General features: G+C 36.0%; 34 protein-coding genes, 1 pseudogene and 1 other annotated feature (1 of these 36 cut by a window edge). Of the genes and pseudogenes, 5 read left to right on the forward strand and 30 right to left on the reverse strand.

Translation table 11 applies throughout. The features are described 5' to 3' along the window. Position 1: 1 nt before the first annotated feature. The 24 genes from D9782_RS23120 to D9782_RS18605 all read right to left on the reverse strand — a co-directional run bounded on the left by D9782_RS23120 (position 2) and on the right by D9782_RS18605 (position 10286). Positions 2–175 (reverse strand): hypothetical protein, encoded by a 174-nt coding sequence (locus tag D9782_RS23120; RefSeq protein ID WP_162986447.1) that lies wholly within the window; start codon positions 173–175, stop codon positions 2–4. Further along, positions 172–588 carry a hypothetical protein gene (locus D9782_RS18505; protein WP_121605408.1) on the reverse strand — a complete coding sequence of 139 codons (417 nt, stop codon included), beginning with the start codon at positions 586–588 and terminating at the stop codon, positions 172–174. Before D9782_RS18505 ends, D9782_RS23120 begins: the two co-directional genes overlap by 4 nt. Positions 589–628: 40 nt before the next feature. Next, positions 629–1435, reverse strand: a complete 807-nt coding sequence (locus D9782_RS18510; protein WP_121605409.1) for a DNA adenine methylase — start codon at positions 1433–1435, stop codon at positions 629–631. Next, complete coding sequence (locus D9782_RS18515; protein WP_026681354.1) at positions 1432–1716, reverse strand: hypothetical protein; 285 nt, start codon at positions 1714–1716, stop codon at positions 1432–1434. Before D9782_RS18515 ends, D9782_RS18510 begins: the two co-directional genes overlap by 4 nt. Further along, positions 1709–2107, reverse strand: a complete 399-nt coding sequence (locus D9782_RS18520; RefSeq protein ID WP_121605410.1) for a hypothetical protein — start codon at positions 2105–2107, stop codon at positions 1709–1711. The genes D9782_RS18515 and D9782_RS18520 overlap by 8 nt, the downstream gene beginning before the upstream one ends. Positions 2108–2109: 2 nt before the next feature. Next, on the reverse strand, positions 2110–2331 hold the full coding sequence (locus tag D9782_RS18525) for a hypothetical protein (protein ID WP_121605411.1): 222 nt from the start codon (positions 2329–2331) through the stop codon (positions 2110–2112). An 11-nt stretch (positions 2332–2342) separates the two neighbouring features. Beyond that, positions 2343–2618, reverse strand: coding sequence for a hypothetical protein (locus D9782_RS18530; protein ID WP_121605412.1), 276 nt, complete (start codon positions 2616–2618; stop codon positions 2343–2345). A gap of 3 nt (positions 2619–2621) precedes the next feature. Then, a complete protein-coding gene (locus D9782_RS18535; protein ID WP_121605413.1) occupies positions 2622–2843 on the reverse strand; it encodes a hypothetical protein in 222 nt (73 codons plus the stop codon). After that, complete coding sequence (locus tag D9782_RS18540; protein WP_162986448.1) at positions 2843–3106, reverse strand: hypothetical protein; 264 nt, start codon at positions 3104–3106, stop codon at positions 2843–2845. The genes D9782_RS18535 and D9782_RS18540 overlap by 1 nt, the downstream gene beginning before the upstream one ends. Then, positions 3084–3356 (reverse strand): hypothetical protein, encoded by a 273-nt coding sequence (locus D9782_RS18545; RefSeq protein ID WP_162986449.1) that lies wholly within the window; start codon positions 3354–3356, stop codon positions 3084–3086. The genes D9782_RS18540 and D9782_RS18545 overlap by 23 nt, the downstream gene beginning before the upstream one ends. 198 nt (positions 3357–3554) lie before the next feature. Beyond that, positions 3555–3725: a DUF6011 domain-containing protein gene (locus tag D9782_RS23125; RefSeq protein ID WP_162986450.1), complete on the reverse strand. Its 171-nt coding sequence runs from the start codon at positions 3723–3725 to the stop codon at positions 3555–3557. 1 nt (position 3726) lies between these two features. Then, the gene (locus D9782_RS18550) at positions 3727–4599 is read right to left on the reverse strand and encodes an ATP-binding protein (protein ID WP_240455752.1); all 873 of its coding nucleotides are present in this window, start codon (positions 4597–4599) and stop codon (positions 3727–3729) included. Next, a complete protein-coding gene (locus D9782_RS18555; protein WP_162986451.1) occupies positions 4541–5335 on the reverse strand; it encodes a DnaD domain-containing protein in 795 nt (264 codons plus the stop codon). Before D9782_RS18555 ends, D9782_RS18550 begins: the two co-directional genes overlap by 59 nt. A 207-nt stretch (positions 5336–5542) precedes the next feature. Continuing rightward, positions 5543–6355, reverse strand: a complete 813-nt coding sequence (locus D9782_RS18560) for a PD-(D/E)XK nuclease-like domain-containing protein (RefSeq protein ID WP_240455753.1) — start codon at positions 6353–6355, stop codon at positions 5543–5545. Then, positions 6315–7226, reverse strand: a complete 912-nt coding sequence (locus D9782_RS18565) for a hypothetical protein (RefSeq protein WP_121605418.1) — start codon at positions 7224–7226, stop codon at positions 6315–6317. Before D9782_RS18565 ends, D9782_RS18560 begins: the two co-directional genes overlap by 41 nt. Further along, positions 7192–7422: a hypothetical protein gene (locus D9782_RS18570; RefSeq protein ID WP_121605419.1), complete on the reverse strand. Its 231-nt coding sequence runs from the start codon at positions 7420–7422 to the stop codon at positions 7192–7194. Before D9782_RS18570 ends, D9782_RS18565 begins: the two co-directional genes overlap by 35 nt. Before the next feature lie 106 nt (positions 7423–7528). Further along, positions 7529–7744, reverse strand: coding sequence for a hypothetical protein (locus D9782_RS18575; protein ID WP_121605420.1), 216 nt, complete (start codon positions 7742–7744; stop codon positions 7529–7531). Next, entirely contained in the window at positions 7741–7941 is a 201-nt protein-coding gene (locus tag D9782_RS18580) for a hypothetical protein (RefSeq protein ID WP_121605421.1), read from the reverse strand. The genes D9782_RS18575 and D9782_RS18580 overlap by 4 nt, the downstream gene beginning before the upstream one ends. Continuing rightward, positions 7942–8112: a hypothetical protein gene (locus tag D9782_RS23130; protein WP_162986452.1), complete on the reverse strand. Its 171-nt coding sequence runs from the start codon at positions 8110–8112 to the stop codon at positions 7942–7944. A gap of 13 nt (positions 8113–8125) precedes the next feature. Then, positions 8126–8713 (reverse strand): hypothetical protein, encoded by a 588-nt coding sequence (locus D9782_RS18585; protein WP_121605422.1) that lies wholly within the window; start codon positions 8711–8713, stop codon positions 8126–8128. 91 nt (positions 8714–8804) lie between these two features. Then, a complete protein-coding gene (locus D9782_RS18590; protein ID WP_121605423.1) occupies positions 8805–9017 on the reverse strand; it encodes a hypothetical protein in 213 nt (70 codons plus the stop codon). 39 nt (positions 9018–9056) lie between these two features. After that, a complete protein-coding gene (locus D9782_RS18595) occupies positions 9057–9236 on the reverse strand; it encodes a hypothetical protein (protein ID WP_121605424.1) in 180 nt (59 codons plus the stop codon). Next, positions 9233–10018 carry an ORF6N domain-containing protein gene (locus D9782_RS18600; RefSeq protein ID WP_121605425.1) on the reverse strand — a complete coding sequence of 262 codons (786 nt, stop codon included), beginning with the start codon at positions 10016–10018 and terminating at the stop codon, positions 9233–9235. The genes D9782_RS18595 and D9782_RS18600 overlap by 4 nt, the downstream gene beginning before the upstream one ends. Continuing rightward, positions 10011–10286, reverse strand: a complete 276-nt coding sequence (locus tag D9782_RS18605; RefSeq protein WP_121605426.1) for a hypothetical protein — start codon at positions 10284–10286, stop codon at positions 10011–10013. The genes D9782_RS18600 and D9782_RS18605 overlap by 8 nt, the downstream gene beginning before the upstream one ends. Positions 10287–10344: 58 nt before the next feature. Here D9782_RS18605 and D9782_RS18610 point away from each other — a divergent pair, with 58 nt between their 5' ends. Next, on the forward strand, positions 10345–10656 hold the full coding sequence (locus D9782_RS18610) for a hypothetical protein (protein ID WP_121605427.1): 312 nt from the start codon (positions 10345–10347) through the stop codon (positions 10654–10656). Here the strand turns inward: D9782_RS18610 and D9782_RS18615 are convergent. After that, positions 10639–10944, reverse strand: coding sequence for a hypothetical protein (locus D9782_RS18615; protein ID WP_121605428.1), 306 nt, complete (start codon positions 10942–10944; stop codon positions 10639–10641). The genes D9782_RS18610 and D9782_RS18615 overlap by 18 nt on opposite strands. A gap of 38 nt (positions 10945–10982) precedes the next feature. Next, positions 10983–11195, reverse strand: coding sequence for a helix-turn-helix domain-containing protein (locus D9782_RS18620; protein ID WP_121605429.1), 213 nt, complete (start codon positions 11193–11195; stop codon positions 10983–10985). 177 nt (positions 11196–11372) lie between these two features. Between D9782_RS18620 and D9782_RS18625 the strand changes: the two genes are divergently transcribed. Both D9782_RS18625 and D9782_RS18630 read left to right on the forward strand, forming a co-directional pair. Beyond that, positions 11373–12014 (forward strand): LexA family protein, encoded by a 642-nt coding sequence (locus tag D9782_RS18625; RefSeq protein WP_121605430.1) that lies wholly within the window; start codon positions 11373–11375, stop codon positions 12012–12014. A gap of 43 nt (positions 12015–12057) precedes the next feature. Next, positions 12058–13200, forward strand: a complete 1143-nt coding sequence (locus D9782_RS18630) for a tyrosine-type recombinase/integrase (protein WP_121605431.1) — start codon at positions 12058–12060, stop codon at positions 13198–13200. Positions 13201–13275: 75 nt separating this feature from the next. Here D9782_RS18630 and radC read toward each other — a convergent pair. The 3 genes and pseudogenes from radC to D9782_RS18645 all read right to left on the reverse strand — a co-directional run. Next, positions 13276–13731, reverse strand: a pseudogene (gene radC / locus D9782_RS18635) (DNA repair protein RadC); the annotation flags it as partial. A gap of 185 nt (positions 13732–13916) precedes the next feature. Next, positions 13917–14822 (reverse strand): hypothetical protein, encoded by a 906-nt coding sequence (locus D9782_RS18640; RefSeq protein ID WP_121605432.1) that lies wholly within the window; start codon positions 14820–14822, stop codon positions 13917–13919. A 127-nt stretch (positions 14823–14949) separates the two neighbouring features. Beyond that, entirely contained in the window at positions 14950–16224 is a 1275-nt protein-coding gene (locus D9782_RS18645; protein WP_121605433.1) for a bifunctional folylpolyglutamate synthase/dihydrofolate synthase, read from the reverse strand. 62 nt (positions 16225–16286) lie between these two features. On the opposite strand from D9782_RS18645, the gene D9782_RS18650 reads away from it, so the two are divergent. After that, the gene (locus D9782_RS18650) at positions 16287–17192 is read left to right on the forward strand and encodes an ATP-grasp domain-containing protein (protein ID WP_121605434.1); all 906 of its coding nucleotides are present in this window, start codon (positions 16287–16289) and stop codon (positions 17190–17192) included. Next, positions 17193–18059 carry an ATP-grasp domain-containing protein gene (locus D9782_RS18655; protein ID WP_121605435.1) on the forward strand — a complete coding sequence of 289 codons (867 nt, stop codon included), beginning with the start codon at positions 17193–17195 and terminating at the stop codon, positions 18057–18059. It abuts the gene before it with no gap. Between the two features lie 478 nt (positions 18060–18537). Here D9782_RS18655 and D9782_RS18660 read toward each other — a convergent pair whose 3' ends face one another. Continuing rightward, complete coding sequence (locus D9782_RS18660; RefSeq protein WP_121605436.1) at positions 18538–21186, reverse strand: valine--tRNA ligase; 2649 nt, start codon at positions 21184–21186, stop codon at positions 18538–18540. A 52-nt stretch (positions 21187–21238) separates the two neighbouring features. Continuing rightward, positions 21239–21258, reverse strand: a binding site (T-box leader); it runs 236 nt beyond the window's last position.

Raw genomic sequence — 21258 nt, forward strand, 5'->3', positions numbered from 1 at the left:
ATTAGAACCACCCAGCATGAGGTGATTTATCTTCAATATTCATTGCTTTTAAAGTAGCTAATTTATGCCTTAATTCTTCGTAAGACTTGCCTTTTACATCGTAATAATCAAACTTAGCTAATTGGTCTATGACATGTGCTGTTTTACTTTGTTCCTCGGTTTGGTATGCTTTCACGCCATTTCCTCCTCTGACGTTACGCCTTCTAGTAGGTGTGAGAGCACCTCGTGAAATCTATTGACATCGTCTTCTGTAATACATCCTGTTTTGAGTTGCATTTGCCAAACACCTTGATAACCGTTGTCAACATAGTGATATGGATATGGGCTATACCCTAAATTTCTAGCTAAATCCACACTTTCTTCTTTCAATAGCGTGTGCGGCGGTTGTACTTGTTCTCTCCATTTGTTTCTAACGCCATTGTCAATTGTTACAACTTGCCCAGATTTGCCGTGACCGCAGCAACACCCTAAAGTGATAATTCCTTGCTTATTGAGATATTCTATTTCATTAGCTATACAAGCATCTATAGGGACAGCTTTCTTTTTGTCGTTAACTGTTACATATTTTTCAGTTCCGTGTTTACACATTGTCCATTTCCTCCTTTCCCTCCCATTAAGGGAGGGTGGTTTAAAATAAACTCAATTGCTTTGTTTCATAATTCATAATTAGTAATTCTTCAGCTTGTCCACCTACATTTTGACCGCCTACAGCTTGTTTGAATGCTCCATGTGATTCAATATTCCAATTGCTATATAATTCACTAACCAACGGATCCGGATAATACGATACGATTACTTTACCTTTGACATTTTTAAGCATCTCGGCCAGCTCGTAATGATCTTTCAATGTAAATCCACCAGCATAGAATTTTTCGCGGCCTATATACGGAGGATCGATGTAAAACAATGCTTCTGGTGAATCGTATTTCTCGATAATAGTCCGAAAATCTAACCGTTCGATCATGACCCCTTTCATTCGTTCTACAAATGCTCGAATATGTTCGCAAGCATTCACATAACCTTTTGCAGGGTTTTGGCTTGATGTGGTACTATGTCTCCATCCTGTTTTTGGTACTTCTTCCGCATTCCCTTTACTTATGGCCGAACGGTTTAGATAGAAAAAACGCACTGCTTTTTCTAATGGATCATCTGGCAAATCCTCATTTCTCCATCTCTCATATAACTCGCGACTATATGGTAGCTGGCTACACTCTTGAATTAATAGTTCAGTATTTTTAATGGACTGAATAATGAAGTTCACTACTATTCCGTCAATATCGTTGTAAACTTCGTGACTTGTACGTGCTTTTTGAGAAATAACGTGGGCAGCACCACCAAATGGTTCAACATAAACTCTATGATCTGGCATTTTGCTGATTATGTGTTGTGCTTGTTTTGATTTACCACCAAACCATATCAATGGCGACTTACTCATCCCTCTACTCCTTTCAATGCTTGAATTATTGCGTTATAAACGTTATCTGATGTTTCAACCAAAGAAGCTTGGAAATGAATTTCATTTATATCTTGTTTGTGGCGTTCTATTTGAGCTAATGCTTTATTATGTTGCTCTGATAATGTTTCGAAACGTTCTTCTAACGAAAAATGCTCTCTTACGTACTCCTTCGAATCTATTGATCCGTCCTTTAAATCATCCACAACAGAATCTATTAACATTCCAGTTGTAAAATCATAACTTTCCAACCGTTTATCCATTGGCTTCTCCTTTCAAAAATCCGACCTCTTTAGCAACTGCCCTTATAGCTTTCATGTCTTCCTCTGGATAACCCCAATGAGGACAATACAAGCCACCGTAGCCATTGTTTCCGTTCGTATGATTGCCAGTTACTATAAATTCTCTAAAATCATTGATCAATCCCCACATAGTTCCTCCATGAGAGAAACCTCTATGATCATTTAATCCTGTGTTATAAGCGTAGACTCTTTCTCCTGTGTAATCATCAATGAAAAACACTTTATGCTTTTCAATTACCATTTGGGCGTATCTATTTCTACGTTGGTCATAAAAGAATCTACGTCCTCGATTAGCAATTTCATGAATGATCTTGTTTACTGCAATCAACCGATCTATCTTTCTGTTATCCATCCCTAGACCTCCCTAACTTCTGGTAATTTGAATAAGTTGTTTTCTATACTTTTGAATTTATCTTGTGTTAATTCATCTATAAATACCTCGTTATCTGGACTGTGTACTCTTACAGAAAACCCGTTTAATTGGTCTTTTTCTGTTATCAAATTTAGAATTTCCATAAAGTAATCGTTAGGTGCTATTAAGAACTTATCTCCTTTTTTTATGTCACTAAATTCCATCCCTAGACCTCCTATAATTCACTATGAGCAAAAAAATCCGGCTTATCGCAATATTTCTTAATGAGATTCTCAAATGTGTCTTTATCGGGCGTTTCTTCATCAGGGTAAAATGTAAATGCTTTATCCATAGGTTCTTCTGTTACAGCTTCATCTCCCCAAAATTCCAACAAATCTTTGTAGCAATCTCCACCACACATTGACACGTAAAAACTAATTGCCTTTTCTTTGCTTTCATGACACACCCAATCGCAACGATCATTTCCAAATCTAAACATTTTTAATTTCATTTCCTAGACCTCCTTGTCCACAAACATACTCGCTTCAAATAGTTTCTTTTTAGCGGTAATGATCTCTGTTTCGAAATCTAATGAATGACTACTTTGTTTTGTACCTTCAAATTTTCTTGTGATATTTTTGGCTTCTTCACGATTAACACGATGCTTACTTACTGAAACTTTCAACCCCATATCTAGTAATTCACCTACAGTAAAATTTCTGTAATTCTTTTGCATCATAAAGCCTCCTTAATCTCTGCTAATGCCATAAATAACTTTTGATTCGATCTTTCCACTTCGTTTAGATGGCTTTTTAAATCGCTGACAGCTTTTTCATTGATTAGTAGACATTTAGCATTCATAGCTTTAAAACAAGCTGTTAAGGTAGAATAAAACCCTTTAAATTTATAGTCTGTTATTTCTTGTTTTTCTTTTGGATTCCAGTACGTTTCCAATCGTTCAATAAAATAGTTGCTATCATCCCATTTTCGTATGCGCACATTGTCTATTTCCATGATTACTGGTTTGTTTGACATCCCTAGACCTCCCAATCCGATAAGCAAACGGACGTTTTATATTTTCTTTTCGTGCTTGATCATACAGAGCTAAGAATATTTCATGTGGATTCCTGGAGTTGATTTCTGCAATATCTTCAATGCTTCTGCCGTATTCCCATTGGCTCACGATGTTTTTTAATTGTTTTTCACTGAAAGCAAGTTCCAAATCTTCCAAGATAAATCTATATTTCACACCCTTAGGAAGTAGAGGAATATTTGATTCGCTTGCAGTATTCACGCCGACTTACTCCTATCCAAGCTATCCAGCCATGCCTGCAACCGTTCAATATCGCTATCATCCCGAGAAAAGTCACAGTGACTATCTGGGCATGGTTTAAATTCAATGCCCCAGCTTGTCCGATATGCAATTCCTCCTGTGTTGTTGCAGGTTTTACACATGGGATTCACCTTCTATCACGTCATAGATAGTCATTTGATTCCTTTCAAATTCTTCTTCGATAGCTTGCAAATGCTTTTCATAACAGACAGGGCCATAGCCACGTTCAATGCTCTTTTTATCCTTTAGCTTTCTGCCACAGGTGGCGCATTCTGTGTGTTGCATGTTACCCCCTCTTTCCTGCTTCGTAATCTTCAACACTAATACCTAACGCTCTAGCCATTGCCTTCGATTTACGATAGTTAGTAGCCCTATTGAAAACGCAATTCATATTTCCGATAATCCGCCACCAAGTGCGTCCTTTGTCATCCAACTTGTAAGCAATACTCTCGCTTTCAAATTCCTCTGGAGTGATGTTTGACGTTGCCCATATCGGCTTATTCGCACGTTCTCGACCATTTATAATTTGGAATATCCAATCTTTCTCCTCATTCGTTAATCGCTGGCTACTCATGAAGTCATCCCAAATTAATAAATCTGCATCCAAGCAAGCTCCCATAATTTCTTGAAATGTTTCTTCGTTTTTAAAATTCTTAGTAGCTTGCAATCTACTAAACAAGTCTTTTTCAGTAATATAAATAACTGCGTAGCCTTTAGAAATTAATTCATTACCACCAGCTGCGGTTAAATGGCTTTTACCGTTACCTGTTTCCCCAAAGATAAATACACCTGTTTTGCCACGATCAGCAAAGTGATCAATCGCTTTACGAATTTCCTTATGGGCATCTTCTGCGCCTTTTCGCACTTTATAGTTATCAAATGTCATTGTTCGTATGTCATCCATTGCACTGCTTAATTTCAATACTTTGTTTATCCGAATACGCTTTGCTTTTACTTCCTGTTCACGTTTGAATTGTTCAAGGCGTTCAATCTCACAAGGACAAGCACAAATCACCCAACGCATTTCTTTTTTGAAAGGATGCTCTATTTGCGTTTGAGGTTTATCATTTCCGCAAAAATCACATTTCACAGGATCTGGTTTATTTGTAGAGCTTGACATACCCGCTTGGCTTAGAATCTCGTTCATGGTTTCTCGCATTAGAATCACCACTTTCGTAATTTGGTATCTTTACAACATTACTTTGATAGTTTGGTTTATTTGAGTTGAATTCCAGTTGATACTTGCGTGCATCTTCTATTGTTTTAACTCCTGCCTCTTTCCATTTCTTTAGCACACCTTCAACGAAAGATACTCCCTTTGCTTCTTTTTTAGCAGCAACTTTCATAGCAGCTAGAAGTAAATCTTTACCCCATTCATCAAACCATTGACTAATTAACTCAGTGTTATATGGTGATTCGCTAACACCCTTTTGTAAGTTCGATTGATAGAATTGAAATACTCCCGCAAAATCATGGTCACTACTACTACTAAATAATTCTTTATCATTCTTTACATTCTTTACATTCTTGTTTGTGTTCATTTGATGTTCATTTGATGTTCTTTTGTTGTTCAGTTGTTGTTCATTGTCTTGGTAGTCAACCCATTTAGATATAGTGACAATGCTGTATTTGTTCGTTTTTTTGATGTTCAACATTTGCCACTTTTCTAGGTTGTTCAGATACCGCCACCATGAAATCTCACTTTGCTTATGTTTCGGTTTCATTCCTTTGTTTAATTCCTCAGTAAGCGATTTTCTGCCAGTAACAAATTGCCCAGGTTCAAGGGTGATGATTTGATTACCGACAAGAACTTCTCTTTCTTTATGCGTTGCTCTCATTAAGCAAAACATCCATAGTTTAAGGTAATTAGGATCATCCCAAACAGGACTATCCATTAGCTTTCTGTACAGTTTTATATATCCTTGCAAAACACCACCCCCGACCTGTATTACCTATTAATCTGACAAATAGCGAATCTGCCTTTAACTTTTAAAACGGTATAACCCGGATACCTTCGCATATAATTTAAAACAAGACTTTTGATTTCCTCTTTGTCCTGCGCCTGTTCGAATATCCATTCGGGCAGGCGCACATTTGACTGATTATGCATAGATCAATTCTCCAACTTCAATTACTCCATTTAACTTCTTCTTACTCTTGCAATAATCACATTTTCCACAGCTAACTGGATCCACTTCACCGTTTTTAACTTCCATAATTCGTTGCATTTTTGCTTCTGTATATTCATACTCAAAATCAAACCGAGTTTCATCAAAATACACGACAGCTTTATTTGGTTGTTTTTCTTTACTTACAGCAACAACGTAAGGTGTATACAGATAACCTGTATTTTGTTCGATAATCTTGCGGTAAATAGCCATCTGCAACACATAATCCCATCGCTCGATAAACGACACCCAACCATCGTATTTCTCGCTCCAATAGCGTTTATGAATGTCCTGTGTAGTCTTTAAATCCGAAAGAAAATGATGTTGATGGTTAATGTTGTCAATCTTGCATTTCCAGTCGACTCCGAATAAGTTTGCTGTATATATTTGTTCTTTTTCACCAGTCATAGCAAACATGGCAAAGGGATCATTCTTTAAAGATTCGATCATCAAATCAGCTTGTTCATAGTCTTGGTATTTGCCACCACGTTTTTTAAAGATAGATCCGTTATTTTCTTCTATAAACTGATTAAATGCTTCTTCGCTTTCAAATGCTGCATGTGTATAGGAACCGACCAGCATTGCGCTGGAAGTCGGCTCCTTGTATTCACCTTTCAAATAAGCCATAGTCTTAGCTTCGCATTCTATAAAACGTTTAAATTGCGATACAGACATATATTTCCTGTCCATTTCAAGAGAATAGTAATTATTCGAAGTCAATTTCTTGCTGTGTTCCTTCGTCGTCATCAGCCTTCACTTCCTCTGTTTTAGGCTTGTCTGTCTCGTTTTCTTGCTTATTCGTAGTTTTGATTTCATCAGCCTTAAAAGCTTCTGACAGCTTCGATTCTTGCTTTTTTTTGACCTCTTTTTTAAACCAGTCATCAGGCGTGCTCATTCCATCTCTTAAAGATGTAAATATCTTAATAAGGTCAACATAATCACGTTCAGTAAATGCTGATATGTTGTAGCCCATGTGTTCTTCTATCTGTTCTTTTGTGACACGGTACTTGTCTTTAAAGGTTGATAGAGCATTCGCTAAACGCTCTTTTAAAGGTTCCTTGTTGTTTCCTTGCAAAGTCCTGTTACATTCCTCTGTAGCTTTTTCTGTAATGTCACCAGGAATAATGGATAGGACACATGAGCGTACTCGTCGAGCCCCTTGGTTTGCTACCATTTCATAAATATCACGAGGATCCGTAAGTTTTTGAACAGAGCCATTAGCTTTTCGTGAATGCTTAACAGTAAATACTTTTTCCTGTCGCACGTTCGTTTCTAAATCCCACGCATAAGCCATAGCCACAGATTCACCAGGACGTTGTTCTAATTCCTTCACACCGAATGCTAGGTTCCCCCAATTTTGTGCTAATACTTCCGCTAATCTTATAGACGGTCCTTCAACTTTTGACCCACCTCTTGGATATCTATAAACCGCCACTTCTGCTAAGGCTGGTCTTTTACAGGCATCCAAAATGCGTTGTTCAGACTGAAAAACATCCCTCGGGAACTGGCGAGCCATAAATATTTGACCCTTTACCTCTTCCATTTCTCGACTTGAAGAAGATTGTGCTGTAACTCCTGTATTGTTAGACTGCTGATACTGCATTTGTAATTCGCTCATAATTCATATCCTCCAATTGATTAATAGAATTTTGACTGTCATTAATAAGATCATCTATATATAAATCATGTACTGCCTTTAAATCCGCATGTGTACCACTTAACGCTATTCGTGCAGCTACAAGACCAAATGCTTTGGTGTCACCACAACCGTTTTGGCGATACAGCTTGTATTCATCAACAAATGATATGGCCATTATTTATTCCTCCTTGTCCTAATCGGATCGGTGAAGTATAATAAAGTCATAATTTAATGATTTTCACCGATCATTTTTTATTGAGCCCATTGCAGTGGGTTCTTTTTTATTGCGCTTCTTCATAAGTTGCACCTAGTAATTCAAGTATTTCTTTTGATTGTTCAGTCAGTGCTTCAACTAAGAAAAATGAATCTTCATAGACCAGAATGTCATCGCCAGTACATACCGTTTTACCAAGCATGTCCACGCAATATTCATTTGTGCGGTAGTTCATTGCTGGATAGCCTGTACGCAATGTTCTTTCGACAGCTGGGTGATTCATGATATTTCTACCGCTTTAGAAGTTGGTAAATAACTTCTAGTTGATTTATTCCATATTAGGACTTCCATATTTTCCGTTACCAAAATAGAATCAGTTTCATTATTCATTTCATTCGTTGCCACAAAACCAACTTTCCCCTTTGAAGAAAACACTTTCTTAACATTTCTAAATCCGTGGTTTTTGATTGTTTTTTCCATTTAACATTCCTCCCATGAGACCATGTTTTCAAGATCGTAATTATGGTTAAAAATTGTTTGAAGATCGCCATTTTCATCATCGAAGCTTAAATTCGCAATGCTTCCATCTTCATTCCACCAGATATTTAACACTGGATATTGCTTACCTTTGAATTTTATTATTGCTCGCATGTTTTAACCTCCTTTAATTACAATCTCCATTTACTAAACAAGGGTTAACACTTAGCTTTTGTACTGCTGGTAATTGGTTTTCAGATCCCTTAAAATCTTTCATATCTACCCCTAAAGCTATTAGGCTTTTGTATGCCTGTTTTCCAGTAGTTGAAGTTTTAATCGTATTATCAAGCTCTGTTTTAAGAGTTTTTAAATCTTCAATTTTACTTAATGTTGGCTTTAGATCTTTGCTTGCTTTACCTACTACAAATTCCATATGATACTTACCGTAATGAGCATTTTTTCTGATAGCACTCTTAATGTTAGATAGTTCATTGGTGTGAATTCTATCCCTAATCGAGGCGATACTACGTAAGTCTCTAACGCTATACTTTGGAGACCAAGAACCATAATCATTTTCATTCTCTAAGAAGGTTTCAAGCTCATCAGCAAGTTTTGTTAATGCTTTGTTAAAGTGATTAATACTCTTGGTATTCTCAAGCAATTTAGGCTTAACGTTTGTGTCAATATAAGAGTCAAACTCTTCTATAGCGGTATTTAGTTGTACCTTTATTTTCTCTTCAATAAAATCGTATAAAGATTGTTTTGTTATTTTCATTTCCTTATCCTCCTAACTGGTAATTAGTGCATATTCTAAAAATATAATCATTCCTACAAAGCCAACCCATATCTTAATTAGATGGAATCGTTCATCCATAGGCTTTTTCCTTGTTGTATTTTTCGCTACTCATATCTGCTAAATTTCTAATAGAGATTAATAGATGAGTGGATAAATTCTTCGCTTTGTCTAAATCCCCACTATAGACACTTTCAGCTGTATGAGTTAGTAAGTTTAATATGCGCCAATGTTCTTCACTTGCTTTGGAGATATCTTCTTTTAAAAAGTGTGTTTCGAAGTTCATGCTGTTTCCTCCTTATGTTCATTAATTGATAGATTCATTTCAATTAATCCCTAACCATTCATCAATGGCATCTAAGTTAAAAATTAAAATCCTCGGCGACGGTCGTTGATGTGGAATTTTGTCTTGTCTAAGCAAAGAGAAAATTGTTGATTCACTTATTGGCGTTCCTTTTGATTCAAGATATTCTGATAGCGCTTTAGCTCCTCTTACATTTCTCATGCGATGTCACCCTTTATCTCAATGTCATATTTAATCGCTAATTCCTTTACGATGGCTAAATAGATTTCAGTTAGCCTCGCATCACTAGCGATTATATCCATTTTGGAAAGCTTGTCCCTTTTAGACTTCGGCACACCATTACCAGCCATTTCATTTCTTCGATTAGATAGACGTATGCTTAGACGACAGCGCCCTCTTTCTTCTAATAATTGATAACTTTCGTTACGAATATCTCGATAAGCTTCAAATCCTCCGCGAGATTGAGCGATTTTATTTATGATGACATTTACTTTTTTACGCCATTCTGTTGGATTAAGGCTTAGTAATTCTGTAATGTTGTTTTGCTTATGTTCAACAACTTCAATTCGCCTGTCTTGCTGTATTTGTTTTTGTTCGATGTTAATTAATGCACGCAATTCTGGACTTAACATGGATACATCTAATTCGTTCTCTTTTACTTGGTAGTAATCATCCACTAGCATTTCGTAAGCATCCCATGCTTCGTCAGTATTTAATGATTTAGCATGTAACCATGCGCCTTTTTCTGTCCAGAGGTAGAATACAGAAGCTTTTAACCAACTCGTATCAATTTGGTACGAGTTAATAAATGCACGTTTTTCTTCTCCAGTAAGAGCGATAAAATGTTTACCTTTCTTAAAGCGATTTTTGTTACGATTGAAATTAACCCTAATCCTTTCGTTATCAGTTCCATAACTTTCTGCTAACTGACTTGTCGTTAAGACTCGTTGACCGTTGTGTGAAATTACTTGTAAATTATTCATACTCAATAACACCATCCCATTCTTCAAACATTTTTTTGAAATCATCGAATTTGTTTCCGAAGAACTCTCGATCCTCCGAAATTGCCCATCTCACAATGTCGCACATTAAATCGGTTGGATTCTTTACTTTAAAATGTTGTTGAAACTCATGAACGCTAGATCCTAAATGAATCGATAAAGTAACCATAGGCTTACCTTTTGTCCCTTTGCATGTTGTATCAACATCTAAGCAATATTTCCTTCCATTGATAGAAATGTTTTTGTTCATATCTTTTCCTCCTTATTTCTCCCTTTCTGATAGAATAGTGTCGAAAGGGGGTGTGATTATGAATGAAATGGAAATAACTATAAAAGCTATTAGAGATATTACTTATGATGCAAAACTCATAAAGTCAGATGATGATTATAAACGAGTATTAAATAAATATGATTTAATCATCTCCGGAGAAAAAATTAACACTATTGATTCCACAGAATTGAGACATTGTTTGAAAAACGTTTATAACTGTGAAATCTCGCACGATGAATTTTTAAAATTAATCTCTATTGTTTGCACCAAGTTAAACTTGAAAAAAGAAGGTTTGTATTTACTTGAAAATACAAATGTTTTAAACGGTTATCTAATCCATCTGTTTTAAGAGTGAATCAAACGCAGGATCATCAACTTTATCAAGTCCTTGTTCTACTCTCATTTCATTCAACGTCTTTTTTCCATCGAATACTTTGTCTTTAATTCTAGGTTTATTAATTGTATTTCTGTAAAGTCCTTTATCAGCCAGATAGAGGGCTTTATTCATGTCCTTATAACTTAATCCACTTTTTAAACAAGCTTTTATAACATCTTCGGTTAATGCTCTCTCTTCCTTACTTTGTTCCTTAAACATAATGTCGATTGATAAATCATTCATTGAATTGTTTTTTATCATTTTTTCTTCCTCCTTATATATGATTTTAAATCATGTTACTATGAAATTTTTTTACCAGGACTTTCTATACCTAGTAAATCATCGGCGCTTACTCTAAAATACAAACAAACTTTTTTCAAGTGCTTAGAAGAAATAACGCTTATATCCTTCTCCCACGCACAAACAGTTGTTTGTGATGTGCCGATTTCCATCGCTAATTCTTTTTGCGACATCTTACCATTTCTTGCTCTCAATTCTGCGATAGTTATCAATTTGACACCGCCTTTCTTATGAATCTATTAACAGATTACATGATTTAAAATCATATTGCAAGTATTATTTATGATTTAATATCACTTTTTAATATAAAATAAAGAATATATATTATTTATATCTTGATTTATTATCATATATTAAATATACTTAATAGCAGAAAGGATGAATATTAAATGAAAACCACTGGAGAAATAATAAAAGAATTAAGAGAATCAAGAGGATTAACACAAGGACAATTAGCTAAAATAATCGGAGCAAGCAATTATACAACAATCACTAAATGGGAAAAAGGAGAAAACTTCCCCAGAGGTCGAGATATAAAAGTGCTGTGCGAATATTTTAAGGTTAGTTCTGATTATATTTTAGGTTTAGATACAGAATATCGTTTTAATCAATCTTCCGAATACGACTACCTACCAATTTCAGTTGCAGCAGGACTACCAGAACATGTAAGAGGTCTGTCAGAAGATGATATTGATACGATAACTATACCAGATGCTGTGATGGGGAAATGGGCAGGGTGTAGCGATATTTATATGATGAGGGTCAACGGAGAGTCGATGAATAAAATTATTCCAGATCAATCACTAATTGCTGTGAAAGAAGTTAACTTATCAGAACTAAAAGACGGAGATATTGTAGTTTACAGCAATGGACATGATTACTCAGTTAAACATTTTTATAGAGATGAAAATGAGGTGAGATTCAGACCTGATTCAACAGACACACGTTTCAGGGAATACACATTTCCCGATGATAGCAACGACTTAAAAATACATGGAAAAGTAGTTGTATATATAGTTGAAATGGATTGAGGCGGGATGATAATCCGTCTATTTTTTTAAGGAGGGAGTCAATATGGCGAGCTATGAAGATTTAGGATTTGGTAAGTTTAAAATCTATGTAGAACTCGGATATGACGAACGAGGAAAACGAAAAAGAAGAACAAAAACAATAACTGCAACTAGCGAACGCGATCTTAATAAAAAGATACGTGATTTTGAAATCACATGTTTTAACGAAAAAGATGAACCCATCGACAAAATCACTTTTTCTAGTTTCGTCAAAAAATGGATAAAAAACCACGTTGATGCCAACTTAGCATTAACTAGTAAGGAAAGCTATATTTACTTGCTTGAAGATTGCGGCGTCTTAGATCATTTCGGGAAGATGAAACTAAAAGACATAAAGAAATATCATATTGTAGAATATTTAGCAGAAGAACAAGCAGATAACAAACCTCTCATACCCAACAAGTATTTGTTATTAAAAAGCATTTTTGCCAGAGCACATGAATGGGATGTAATAAATCAAAATCCCACATCGGGAATTAAAGAGCCAAAACGCGAGAGGAAAAAAGTTGATTTTTACAATGAGGATGAACTAAATCATCTATTCAAAGTATTAGATAACTGTTACCCTAAACACCGAATTATGATTAAGTTAGCTGCTATTGGTGGATTGAGACGAGGTGAAATATTAGGTATAAGAGAAGAATCAATAGATTATGAAAACAACTCAATCTATATCGACAAGCAATTGCGATACGATAAAAGCAAGAAGCAATTTTACCTTGCTCCTGTCAAAAATAAAAAACCTCGCACTGTATATTTTCCCGAAGAATTTATGGAAGAATTAAATAAATACCACATACAGTTTAAAGCAAGGCGTATGCAAATGGGTAATTTATGGCGAGGGATATATGACGAAAATAAAAAAATGATTAATTTATTTCTAGTCAAAGAGGACGGATATCCTACGCATTTGAACACCATGAGAAATGAATGGCATAAGATTAAAAAAAGATACGGCTTAAAAGACATCACATTTCACCAATTGAGGCATTCCTGCGCTTCTTTAATGGTTAAGAAAGGTATTAATTTTAAGGTTATACAAGAACGCCTAGGACACGCTAATATCGGAATTACGCTTGATCTATATTCACATTTAGAAGAAGACCAGCATAAAGAAAGTGTCAATGTGTTTGATGAAATTTTATAGCGTTGGTCACTTTCTCGTCACTTTCTTCCTAACAGTCTATAAAAACATTGATATACCAGCACCTATAAAGCATAGGTGCACAATAGAGGCATTGAGGCTACCTATAAAAATAGTTTGTTTGTGAATAATTTGATTTTTCGTATTCAAAAATAATGTTACAAAATGTTCTTGATTCAACCCTCTCATTTCTTCCATTACATATTCTGCTCCATCCTCAGGAGAGCGAATAACATGCCTTTCATCAGATCTATATATATGCATTCGCTTGCCTAGCTCTACAGCAGCTAAAATCAACACCGCTTTTGCCGTACCAATTCCTCTAATAGCAATAAGTTCTTCAATAGTAGCATCACTTAATAACTTTAATCCTTCAAAATGCATCAATAATCGATTCGATAAAGCCAATACGGATTCTTGTCTAGTACCGCTTCCTAAAATAATAGCTAGTATTTCCGCATTAGATAAATGACTGGAGCCTGATTTTATAAGTCGTTCTCTTGGTCGATCATCCTTTGGCACATTTTTTATCATAATAGGCGAAATAGTTGTCAATATAGATCATCCTCTTCTCTAAGATAACTCTATCTTACAAAAGAGATGTATCGACGTACAAATCAGCATTATTCCAATTTTGCTATACGATGAACTCCTATAATGGGATTTTCCATTAGAGTAAATTCTGTTTCTATTATTAACCGAATTGATAATTAATTAAATCAATTATTAAGTGTAGTTCCAAATGTCTTCCATAGCTCCATCAGTAACGCCTTCTTTTGCAGTGCTTCAGCTTGTCCTGCTTTTTCTAATACTTGTTGAGTGGACTGATACAATTCTTTTAGCTGCTCACTATCCTTTGGATAAGCTTTCAGAAGTGAATCCCATGTGTTCTTTTCAAATTCACCAGATTCTAGTGTATCCTTCCATGTCTTAATAAATGATTGTGCCCAACTGTTTTCATCCCTTGTTAAGTCTGTAGTAATATTTCCTGTAGACCACTCTTTAACATAAATATCGTCCATGTCTGTATCAACTAATCCCTGTTGTAATTGTTCTGCCTGCGTTTCAGTGGTAGCAGCTGCTATAAACAGGAAATACTGATCCCCTCTCTCCCATATAGTGACAGGAACCCCTCTGTCTCGGTATGAACCAGCACGCACATCAGCATTTGCCTTTTCTGAAAAAACACCACCTTGAAGTACATATGCCCTTATTTCATCTAGACGAACAGAAGATGCAGAACGATCAGCTTGTTTATCATTATCTTGATCGTCGTCGTTAGTTACAGCTGCTGAAGAATTCTGATTACCGCTCATATGATTATCATCCTCAATCATGATAAACATATTTAGCATCATTATTCCTAAGAAGGATCCAATGACTAATGCTGACAATACAGAAAGTATAGCAGGCTTAAACTCCTTCCACTTTCTTTTATGCATCGCAAATTTAGAAGGTTTTGTATCTGATACCCTTGTATAAGGCGGAATTTTTTCATCTTCTGAATCGGATAATGCAGCAGCCTGTTCATTCCTTCCTGAAGGAATTTCTCTATTCTTATTGACATAAAGCTTAACTTGTTTACCATTTTCCCATACTGTGATCTTTCTTTTATTTTCGTCCATTGTCTTTACCTCCCTGCTGCTAGATTTACCTTCAACTCTAGCATATAGACCGTAAAAAGTAAGACGAATTCTGTCACCTTATTAAAGAATCGTTCAACATAAATTTTATAAGAACAGCATATGAATGTTATTGTTTTTTAAGAAAAGACCGAACTAATGAAATGAAATACAAGGAGCCAGATATAAAATATACAGTATGTGATTGTTCCATTTGGCGTATTGCCTCTTGCCAATTTAGCTCGATATGAAAGTCACTCTCATAGTTTCTTAATTCAGATACCTGCATTGCACGTGGATGATCAAACGTCGTTAAGCTAATTGTTGTAAAATGATTTTCTATTTGTTTTAGCATTTTATCAATTTCTTTATCTTTAAACGCAGAAAATAATAGATGTCGTTTGCAGTTACTAAAATTTTCTTCTACTGTGTTTATAAATGCTTCCATTCCCGCCGAGTTATGGGCGCCATCCACAATAGTTAAGGGCTGTTTTCTAACTATCTCAAATCTTCCCATTACCATGACATAAGTAAACGCCTCTTCTACTTTATTCATATCTATATTAAAGCCAGCTTCCATTCTATTTAACAGTTGAAGAGCCATTGCAGCTATTGATGCATTCGCTTTTTGGTGTTCCCCCATCATGTTAATCCAAAATTGGAATGTATCTCCCCCCTTTTCCCACCAATTTATGCGATGGTTATATGCAGTAGATTCTGAACGATAGAAAAAATGATGACCTAGTCGATATATAGGAGCTTGCTTCAACATAGCTTCTTTATTGACAACTTTTGTCGCATCTTCTATTAGTTCACCTGTAATGACTGGTATTGTTGATTTTATTATACCTGCTTTATGATAAGCAATTTCACGTATTGTGTCCCCTAGAAATGCAGTATGATCTTTCGCTATATTTGTTATAATGGACATCAGAGGCTGTACACAATTTGTGGTATCTTCTCTACCACCCATCCCAGTTTCTATTAAAGCAAGGTCCGTATGCTGTTCAAAATAAACAAAAGCAATAGCTGTCAGAATTTCAAATTCTGTCGGATGCATGTTCATATTATCTAATTTTACTACTGCTGGATATACCTTTTGCCATATAGTGAGAAAATCATGTTCTGAGATTGTTCTATCTCCTAATAAGATATATCCTCGTAGGCCAGTTAAACTAGGAGATGTAAAGATTCCCACTTGATAATTGTTAGCTTGTAAACCTTGTTTTATAAATTCTAATGTCGAACCTTTTCCGTTCGTACCAGCAATATGAATCGCATTAAAATTATGCTGAGGTTGATTCAGTAATGTAAGTAGTTTTTCCATTCGTTCGAGTCCGGGCTTTATCCCTAAATTAATTCTATTTGCTAAAAAGTCTTCAACTTGTTGAATTTCTTGAAACATAAGCACACCACTCTCATGAAATAAATTTACCTATAACAGTATAGCAGAAAGGACAAATAAACATGCAGTTACGCGGCTGGATAATTTACAATGGAAGTTTACCTGGAAAGAAGTTTCTTGACTTTGCCGAATGGATTCAACGAGCAGCCATTCGAAAAGGTGGTACAGCAACTATATATAAGAATAGCGAATTATTGTCATATCTTAATACCGAGAATCTTAGTTTATTAAAAGACGAGCGTGTACCATTACCGAATTATGTTTTATTTGCGGATAAAGATGTTTATTTAGCAAGGCAGCTCGAATTACTCGGCTTACGAGTCTTTAATCGAGCAGAAGCAATAGCTGTGAGTGATGATAAAATTGCAACATATCAACAGTTAGCAATAAAGAAGCTACCTATTCCTAGAACCATTATTGCACCAAAGACATTTTTTTCTGAGGAACCAACTGAGTCGGTGATGCAGACAGCAGTTGATACATTTGGTTTTCCTATGATTGTGAAGGAAGCCTTCGGGTCATTCGGTCAACAAGTGTATCTGATCGAAACCAAAGAGCAATTATTACATAGACTTCAGCAAATAGATGGAAAGCCATATATGTTTCAAGAATTTATCTCTACAAGTTACGGAAAGGATTTGCGACTACACGTAGTAGGTAATCACGTGGTGGCGGCGATGAGAAGGCAGGCAGTAAATGATTTTCGTGCTAATGTATCAGCAGGAGGATCAATGGAAGCCTATGAGCCGTCTGAATATGAAACGAAGATAGCAGTTGCTGCCACAAAAGCGATTGGAGCAGATTTTGCTGGTGTCGATTTGTTATTTGGCCCTGATCAATCTCCCATTATTTGTGAGATTAATTCAAATGCACATATCCGTAATATGTATGATTGTACGAACATTAATGTAGCAGATTATATTATCGATTATATTTACAAGTCATGTGGTGACAATGGAGGCAAGTAAATGAGTAAAGGTTGGTTAATCTACAGTAAAAAGGACATTGACGTAAACCAATCCTATATAAATTGGTTTATCAAAGAAGCATCGTATCAATCTATTCAATTAGAACTCATAATAAGAGAAGATATAACAGCAGGAATTATTAATAATACACGCACCGTGCGAGTAAATGGATTTCCCATTACAAAGCCTGAATTTGCTATTGTTCGAACTATTGACCCATTGCTTAGCCTTCATTTAGAGGCATGTGATATTACTGTTTTTAATTCATCTTCTATTTCAAGAATTTGTAATGATAAGGCGTTAACGCATCATCATATGCACAATTTACGTATCCCAATGGTAGATACCCTTTACTCGAAGAAGCAGTATTTAACAGATACCCCTCCATTAGCCTATCCTTTTATCATCAAGGAAACAGCAGGAAGAGGCGGAAAACAAGTTTTTTTAATTGAAAACGATCAACAATATACCTCCATTAGCCAAGTGTTAGCTAATACGGAGCTTATTGTTCAACCTAGTACGGTAGAGCATGGAAAAGACATTCGTGTCTTTATAGTAGGAAAGGAAATTATTGCAGCTGTAAAACGGGAAAACGACAAAGACTTTCGTGCCAATTTTAAACTCGGAGGCTCTGCTAGCTTATATGACTTGAGTGATAAGGAACGTTCTATGATTCAATCAATTGTTAATCACTTTGATTTTGGTATGGTAGGTATTGATTTTTTGATCAGTTATAATGGAGAACTCCTATTTAATGAAATTGAGGATATCGTCGGCTCACGGACATTAAGTAAAGTTAGTGATATCAATATTTTGCGAACGTATATGACTTATATTAGACGAAAGATATCGAATAATATAGATTAGATCTAATCGACATACTTAGAACGAAAGCGCAATCGTCTGATTAGAAACGTAGCGAATGTAGGGATTCAACGGTGATAAAGGAATCAAGGTGAGCTTGTGAGCCGATGATAATCTATCATAGGTTAATTCGTGAAGTCGCCTAGTTTCTGGGCGCTGGAGCTTGACGAGGCTCAACACGCCCATGTTTATCCACATGGGTTTCCTAGACAAAAAGAAAACTAGCCTGCTTTGTTAAACCTAAGCAAAGCCGAACTATGATTCGAAATGTTTTTTGGTTAGCATTCGAATTAGTTCGGCTTTAGCTGATTCTAAACTGCGGATATTAACTGTGACTGAAGCTGTCTATATATTTTTCATTCGCTGTATGAAGCTTCTCTCCAACATTTGCTATAAAGCCAGTCTTTTATAGCTTTATTCCTGCCATTTCTTCGGATTTGAAAATGGTATTTAAGTTACATTTTATCCACAAAGAAATAGTTTAACCTTTTAGTTCTTCGAGCCTTGCTCTAACTTTTGCTTGTTTATCAAGATAATCCTTCTCTTTTTGTCTCTCTTCTTCTACAACGGCCTGTGGTGCTTTATTTACAAATCCTTGATTACCAAGCTTTTTCTGCACACGTTCAACTTCTTTTGTCCACTTCGTTAATTCTTTTTCTAAGCGATCAATCTCTTTATTAAAATCAATTAATCCCTCAAGTGGGAAATAAAGTTCTGCACCAGTAACTACAGCAGACATTGCTTTTTCAGGAACTGAAATATTTGTTTCAATAATAAGCTTATTTGGATTACAGAAGCGTTCCAAATAATCACGATGTTTCTCTAATTCATCAACGATCTTCTGATTCTCTGCTTGAATCAATATGTTAATTTGTTTTGACATCGGTGTATCTACTTCCGCTCGAATGTTACGAACTGATTTAATAATTGATACAAGTCGTTTCATTTCTTGAGATGCTTTTTCGTCATGAAATGCTTGGTTTACTTCTGGCCATGTAGCAATGGTAATAGAGTCTCCTTGATGAGGAAGCTGTTGCCAAATTTCCTCTGTGATGAATGGCATATATGGATGCAACATTCGCATGGTTTGATCTAATACATGAGCAAGTACTGACTGCGTCATCTTCTTCTTCACATCATCTTCGCCATACAATGGTAGCTTAGCCATCTCGATATACCAGTCACACAATTCATCCCAAATAAAGTTATAGAGATGACGTCCAGCTTCTCCAAACTCGTATTTATCGGTATTCTTGGTAACCTGCTCAATCGTTTCATTTAACCGTGTAAGAATCCACTTATCGGCAAGGGATTTCTCACCAGATAAATCTATATCTTCATAGGTGAATCCATCTAAGTTCATTAAAGAGAATCGCGAAGCATTCCAAACCTTATTTGCGAAATTCCAAGTAGCTTCTACCTTTTCCCAATGGAAGCGTAAATCCTGCCCTGGGGTTGAACCAGTAAGTAAGAAGTAACGCAACGAATCAGCGCCATATTTCTCAATTATATCCATCGGATCAACACCATTACCTAGTGACTTACTCATCTTTCTCCCTTCAGCATCCCGAATTAAACCATGAATTAACACATCTTCAAATGGTTTTTGATTTGTGAATTGCTTTGATTGAAAGATCATCCTTGCTACCCAGAAGAATATAATATCATACCCAGTAACAAGAACTCCTGTAGGGAAATAACGTTTAAAGTCCTCTGCATTCGTATCCGGCCATCCCATTGTCGAAAAAGGCCATAAGGCAGATGAAAACCAAGTATCTAAAACGTCCTCATCCTGCTCCCAATTTTCTAAGTCCTCAGGTGCTTCCTTCCCAACATAGATTTCATTTGTTTCCTTATGATACCAAGCAGGAATCCGATGCCCCCACCAAAGCTGGCGAGAAATACACCAATCACGTATATTTTCCATCCAATTAAGATACGTCCGTTCAAATCGCTTTGGAACGAAATTCACTTTATCCTCTTGTTGCTGTAAATCAATAGCAGCATCTGCTAATGGCTGCATATTAACAAACCATTGAGTGGATAAATACGGCTCTACCACTGCACCGCTTCGTTCAGAATGCCCAACTTGATGCGTATGATCTTCAATTTCAAAAAGAATACCCTGGTCTTGAAGGTCTTTAACAATCTGCCTTCTGCACTCAAATCGATCTAAACCTTCATAACTTCCCGCATTTTCATTCATAGTGCCATCTTCATTCATAACTAATACACGCTCTAGGTTATGTCGATTACCAATTTCAAAATCGTTTGGATCATGTGCAGGAGTTATTTTGACGGCACCGGAACCAAACTCCATATCTACATATTCATCTGCAACAATCTCTATTTCTCTGCCAACAATTGGTAGGATCACTTTTTTTCCAATTAAATGAACGTAGCGCTCATCGTTTGGATGAACAGCAACAGCCGTGTCTCCTAACATCGTCTCCGGACGTGTAGTGGCAATCTCAATGGTTTCTTCACTGTCTTTTATTGGATAACGCATATGGTAAAACTTACCATTAATTTCTTCATAAATAACTTCAATATCGGAAAGAGCAGTTTTGGTTTGTGGATCCCAATTAATAATATACTCTCCACGGTAAATAAGTCCTTTTTCGTATAGCTTTACAAATACCTCTTTTACAGCATCAGATAATCCATCATCAAGCGTAAACCGCTCGCGCGAATAGTCTAAGCCCAGTCCTAATTTCTCCCATTGGGAACGAATGAAATCGGCATATTCTCCTTTCCATTCCCAAGCTTTTGCTAAAAATTTTTCTCTACCTAGTTCATAGCGATTTGTTCCTTGTTCTTTCAATTTGGCTTCTACTTTAGCCTGTGTTGCAATACCTGCATGATCCATACCGGGTAGCCACAGGACATCATACCCTTGCATTCGTTTCATACGTGAAATCGTATCCTGCATAGTTGTATCCCATGCATGGCCTAGATGCAATCTTCCGGTTACATTTGGTGGTGGAATAACAATTGAATATGGCTCTTTTTCCGGATCATTGGTTGCTTCAAAATACTTTCCTTCCAACCAAAATTGATACCTACCCTGTTCTACTTCCTTGGGATTATATTTTGCCGAGAGGGAAGTTTTTGTTTCCTTTTCACTCATCATAACGCCTCCTATAACTGTTTGCTACGACAAAAAGCCCTTTTCATCCTACTTAAAGGACGAAAAGGGCAT

Source organism: Virgibacillus sp. Bac332, from assembly GCF_003667785.1.
GTDB lineage: Bacteria > Bacillota > Bacilli > Bacillales > Amphibacillaceae > Virgibacillus > Virgibacillus salarius.

Coding starts and splice junctions, on each gene's coding strand:
- D9782_RS18575 (WP_121605420.1), bottom strand. CDS start 7,744: ATGAATCACCCAGCTGTCGAAAGAACATTGCGTACAGGCTATCCAGCA.
- D9782_RS18525 (WP_121605411.1), bottom strand. CDS start 2,331: ATGGAATTTAGTGACATAAAAAAAGGAGATAAGTTCTTAATAGCACCT.
- D9782_RS18640 (WP_121605432.1), bottom strand. CDS start 14,822: ATGGACGAAAATAAAAGAAAGATCACAGTATGGGAAAATGGTAAACAA.
- D9782_RS18605 (WP_121605426.1), bottom strand. CDS start 10,286: ATGAACAAAAACATTTCTATCAATGGAAGGAAATATTGCTTAGATGTT.
- D9782_RS23125 (WP_162986450.1), bottom strand. CDS start 3,725: ATGCAACACACAGAATGCGCCACCTGTGGCAGAAAGCTAAAGGATAAA.
- D9782_RS18650 (WP_121605434.1), top strand. CDS start 16,287: ATGCAGTTACGCGGCTGGATAATTTACAATGGAAGTTTACCTGGAAAG.
- D9782_RS18550 (WP_240455752.1), bottom strand. CDS start 4,599: ATGCGAGAAACCATGAACGAGATTCTAAGCCAAGCGGGTATGTCAAGC.
- D9782_RS18595 (WP_121605424.1), bottom strand. CDS start 9,236: ATGAGAAATGTAAGAGGAGCTAAAGCGCTATCAGAATATCTTGAATCA.
- D9782_RS18570 (WP_121605419.1), bottom strand. CDS start 7,422: ATGGCCATATCATTTGTTGATGAATACAAGCTGTATCGCCAAAACGGT.
- D9782_RS18590 (WP_121605423.1), bottom strand. CDS start 9,017: ATGAACTTCGAAACACACTTTTTAAAAGAAGATATCTCCAAAGCAAGT.
- D9782_RS23130 (WP_162986452.1), bottom strand. CDS start 8,112: ATGCGAGCAATAATAAAATTCAAAGGTAAGCAATATCCAGTGTTAAAT.
- D9782_RS18615 (WP_121605428.1), bottom strand. CDS start 10,944: ATGATAAAAAACAATTCAATGAATGATTTATCAATCGACATTATGTTT.
- D9782_RS18520 (WP_121605410.1), bottom strand. CDS start 2,107: ATGGATAACAGAAAGATAGATCGGTTGATTGCAGTAAACAAGATCATT.
- D9782_RS18515 (WP_026681354.1), bottom strand. CDS start 1,716: ATGGATAAACGGTTGGAAAGTTATGATTTTACAACTGGAATGTTAATA.
- D9782_RS18645 (WP_121605433.1), bottom strand. CDS start 16,224: ATGTTTCAAGAAATTCAACAAGTTGAAGACTTTTTAGCAAATAGAATT.
- D9782_RS18630 (WP_121605431.1), top strand. CDS start 12,058: ATGGCGAGCTATGAAGATTTAGGATTTGGTAAGTTTAAAATCTATGTA.
- D9782_RS18585 (WP_121605422.1), bottom strand. CDS start 8,713: ATGAAAATAACAAAACAATCTTTATACGATTTTATTGAAGAGAAAATA.
- D9782_RS18660 (WP_121605436.1), bottom strand. CDS start 21,186: ATGAGTGAAAAGGAAACAAAAACTTCCCTCTCGGCAAAATATAATCCC.
- D9782_RS18580 (WP_121605421.1), bottom strand. CDS start 7,941: ATGGAAAAAACAATCAAAAACCACGGATTTAGAAATGTTAAGAAAGTG.
- D9782_RS18625 (WP_121605430.1), top strand. CDS start 11,373: ATGAAAACCACTGGAGAAATAATAAAAGAATTAAGAGAATCAAGAGGA.
- D9782_RS18560 (WP_240455753.1), bottom strand. CDS start 6,355: ATGACGACGAAGGAACACAGCAAGAAATTGACTTCGAATAATTACTAT.
- D9782_RS18510 (WP_121605409.1), bottom strand. CDS start 1,435: ATGAGTAAGTCGCCATTGATATGGTTTGGTGGTAAATCAAAACAAGCA.
- D9782_RS18555 (WP_162986451.1), bottom strand. CDS start 5,335: ATGGATAGTCCTGTTTGGGATGATCCTAATTACCTTAAACTATGGATG.
- D9782_RS18535 (WP_121605413.1), bottom strand. CDS start 2,843: ATGCAAAAGAATTACAGAAATTTTACTGTAGGTGAATTACTAGATATG.
- D9782_RS18565 (WP_121605418.1), bottom strand. CDS start 7,226: ATGAGCGAATTACAAATGCAGTATCAGCAGTCTAACAATACAGGAGTT.
- D9782_RS18505 (WP_121605408.1), bottom strand. CDS start 588: ATGTGTAAACACGGAACTGAAAAATATGTAACAGTTAACGACAAAAAG.
- D9782_RS18530 (WP_121605412.1), bottom strand. CDS start 2,618: ATGAAATTAAAAATGTTTAGATTTGGAAATGATCGTTGCGATTGGGTG.
- D9782_RS18610 (WP_121605427.1), top strand. CDS start 10,345: ATGAATGAAATGGAAATAACTATAAAAGCTATTAGAGATATTACTTAT.
- D9782_RS18600 (WP_121605425.1), bottom strand. CDS start 10,018: ATGAATAATTTACAAGTAATTTCACACAACGGTCAACGAGTCTTAACG.
- D9782_RS18655 (WP_121605435.1), top strand. CDS start 17,193: ATGAGTAAAGGTTGGTTAATCTACAGTAAAAAGGACATTGACGTAAAC.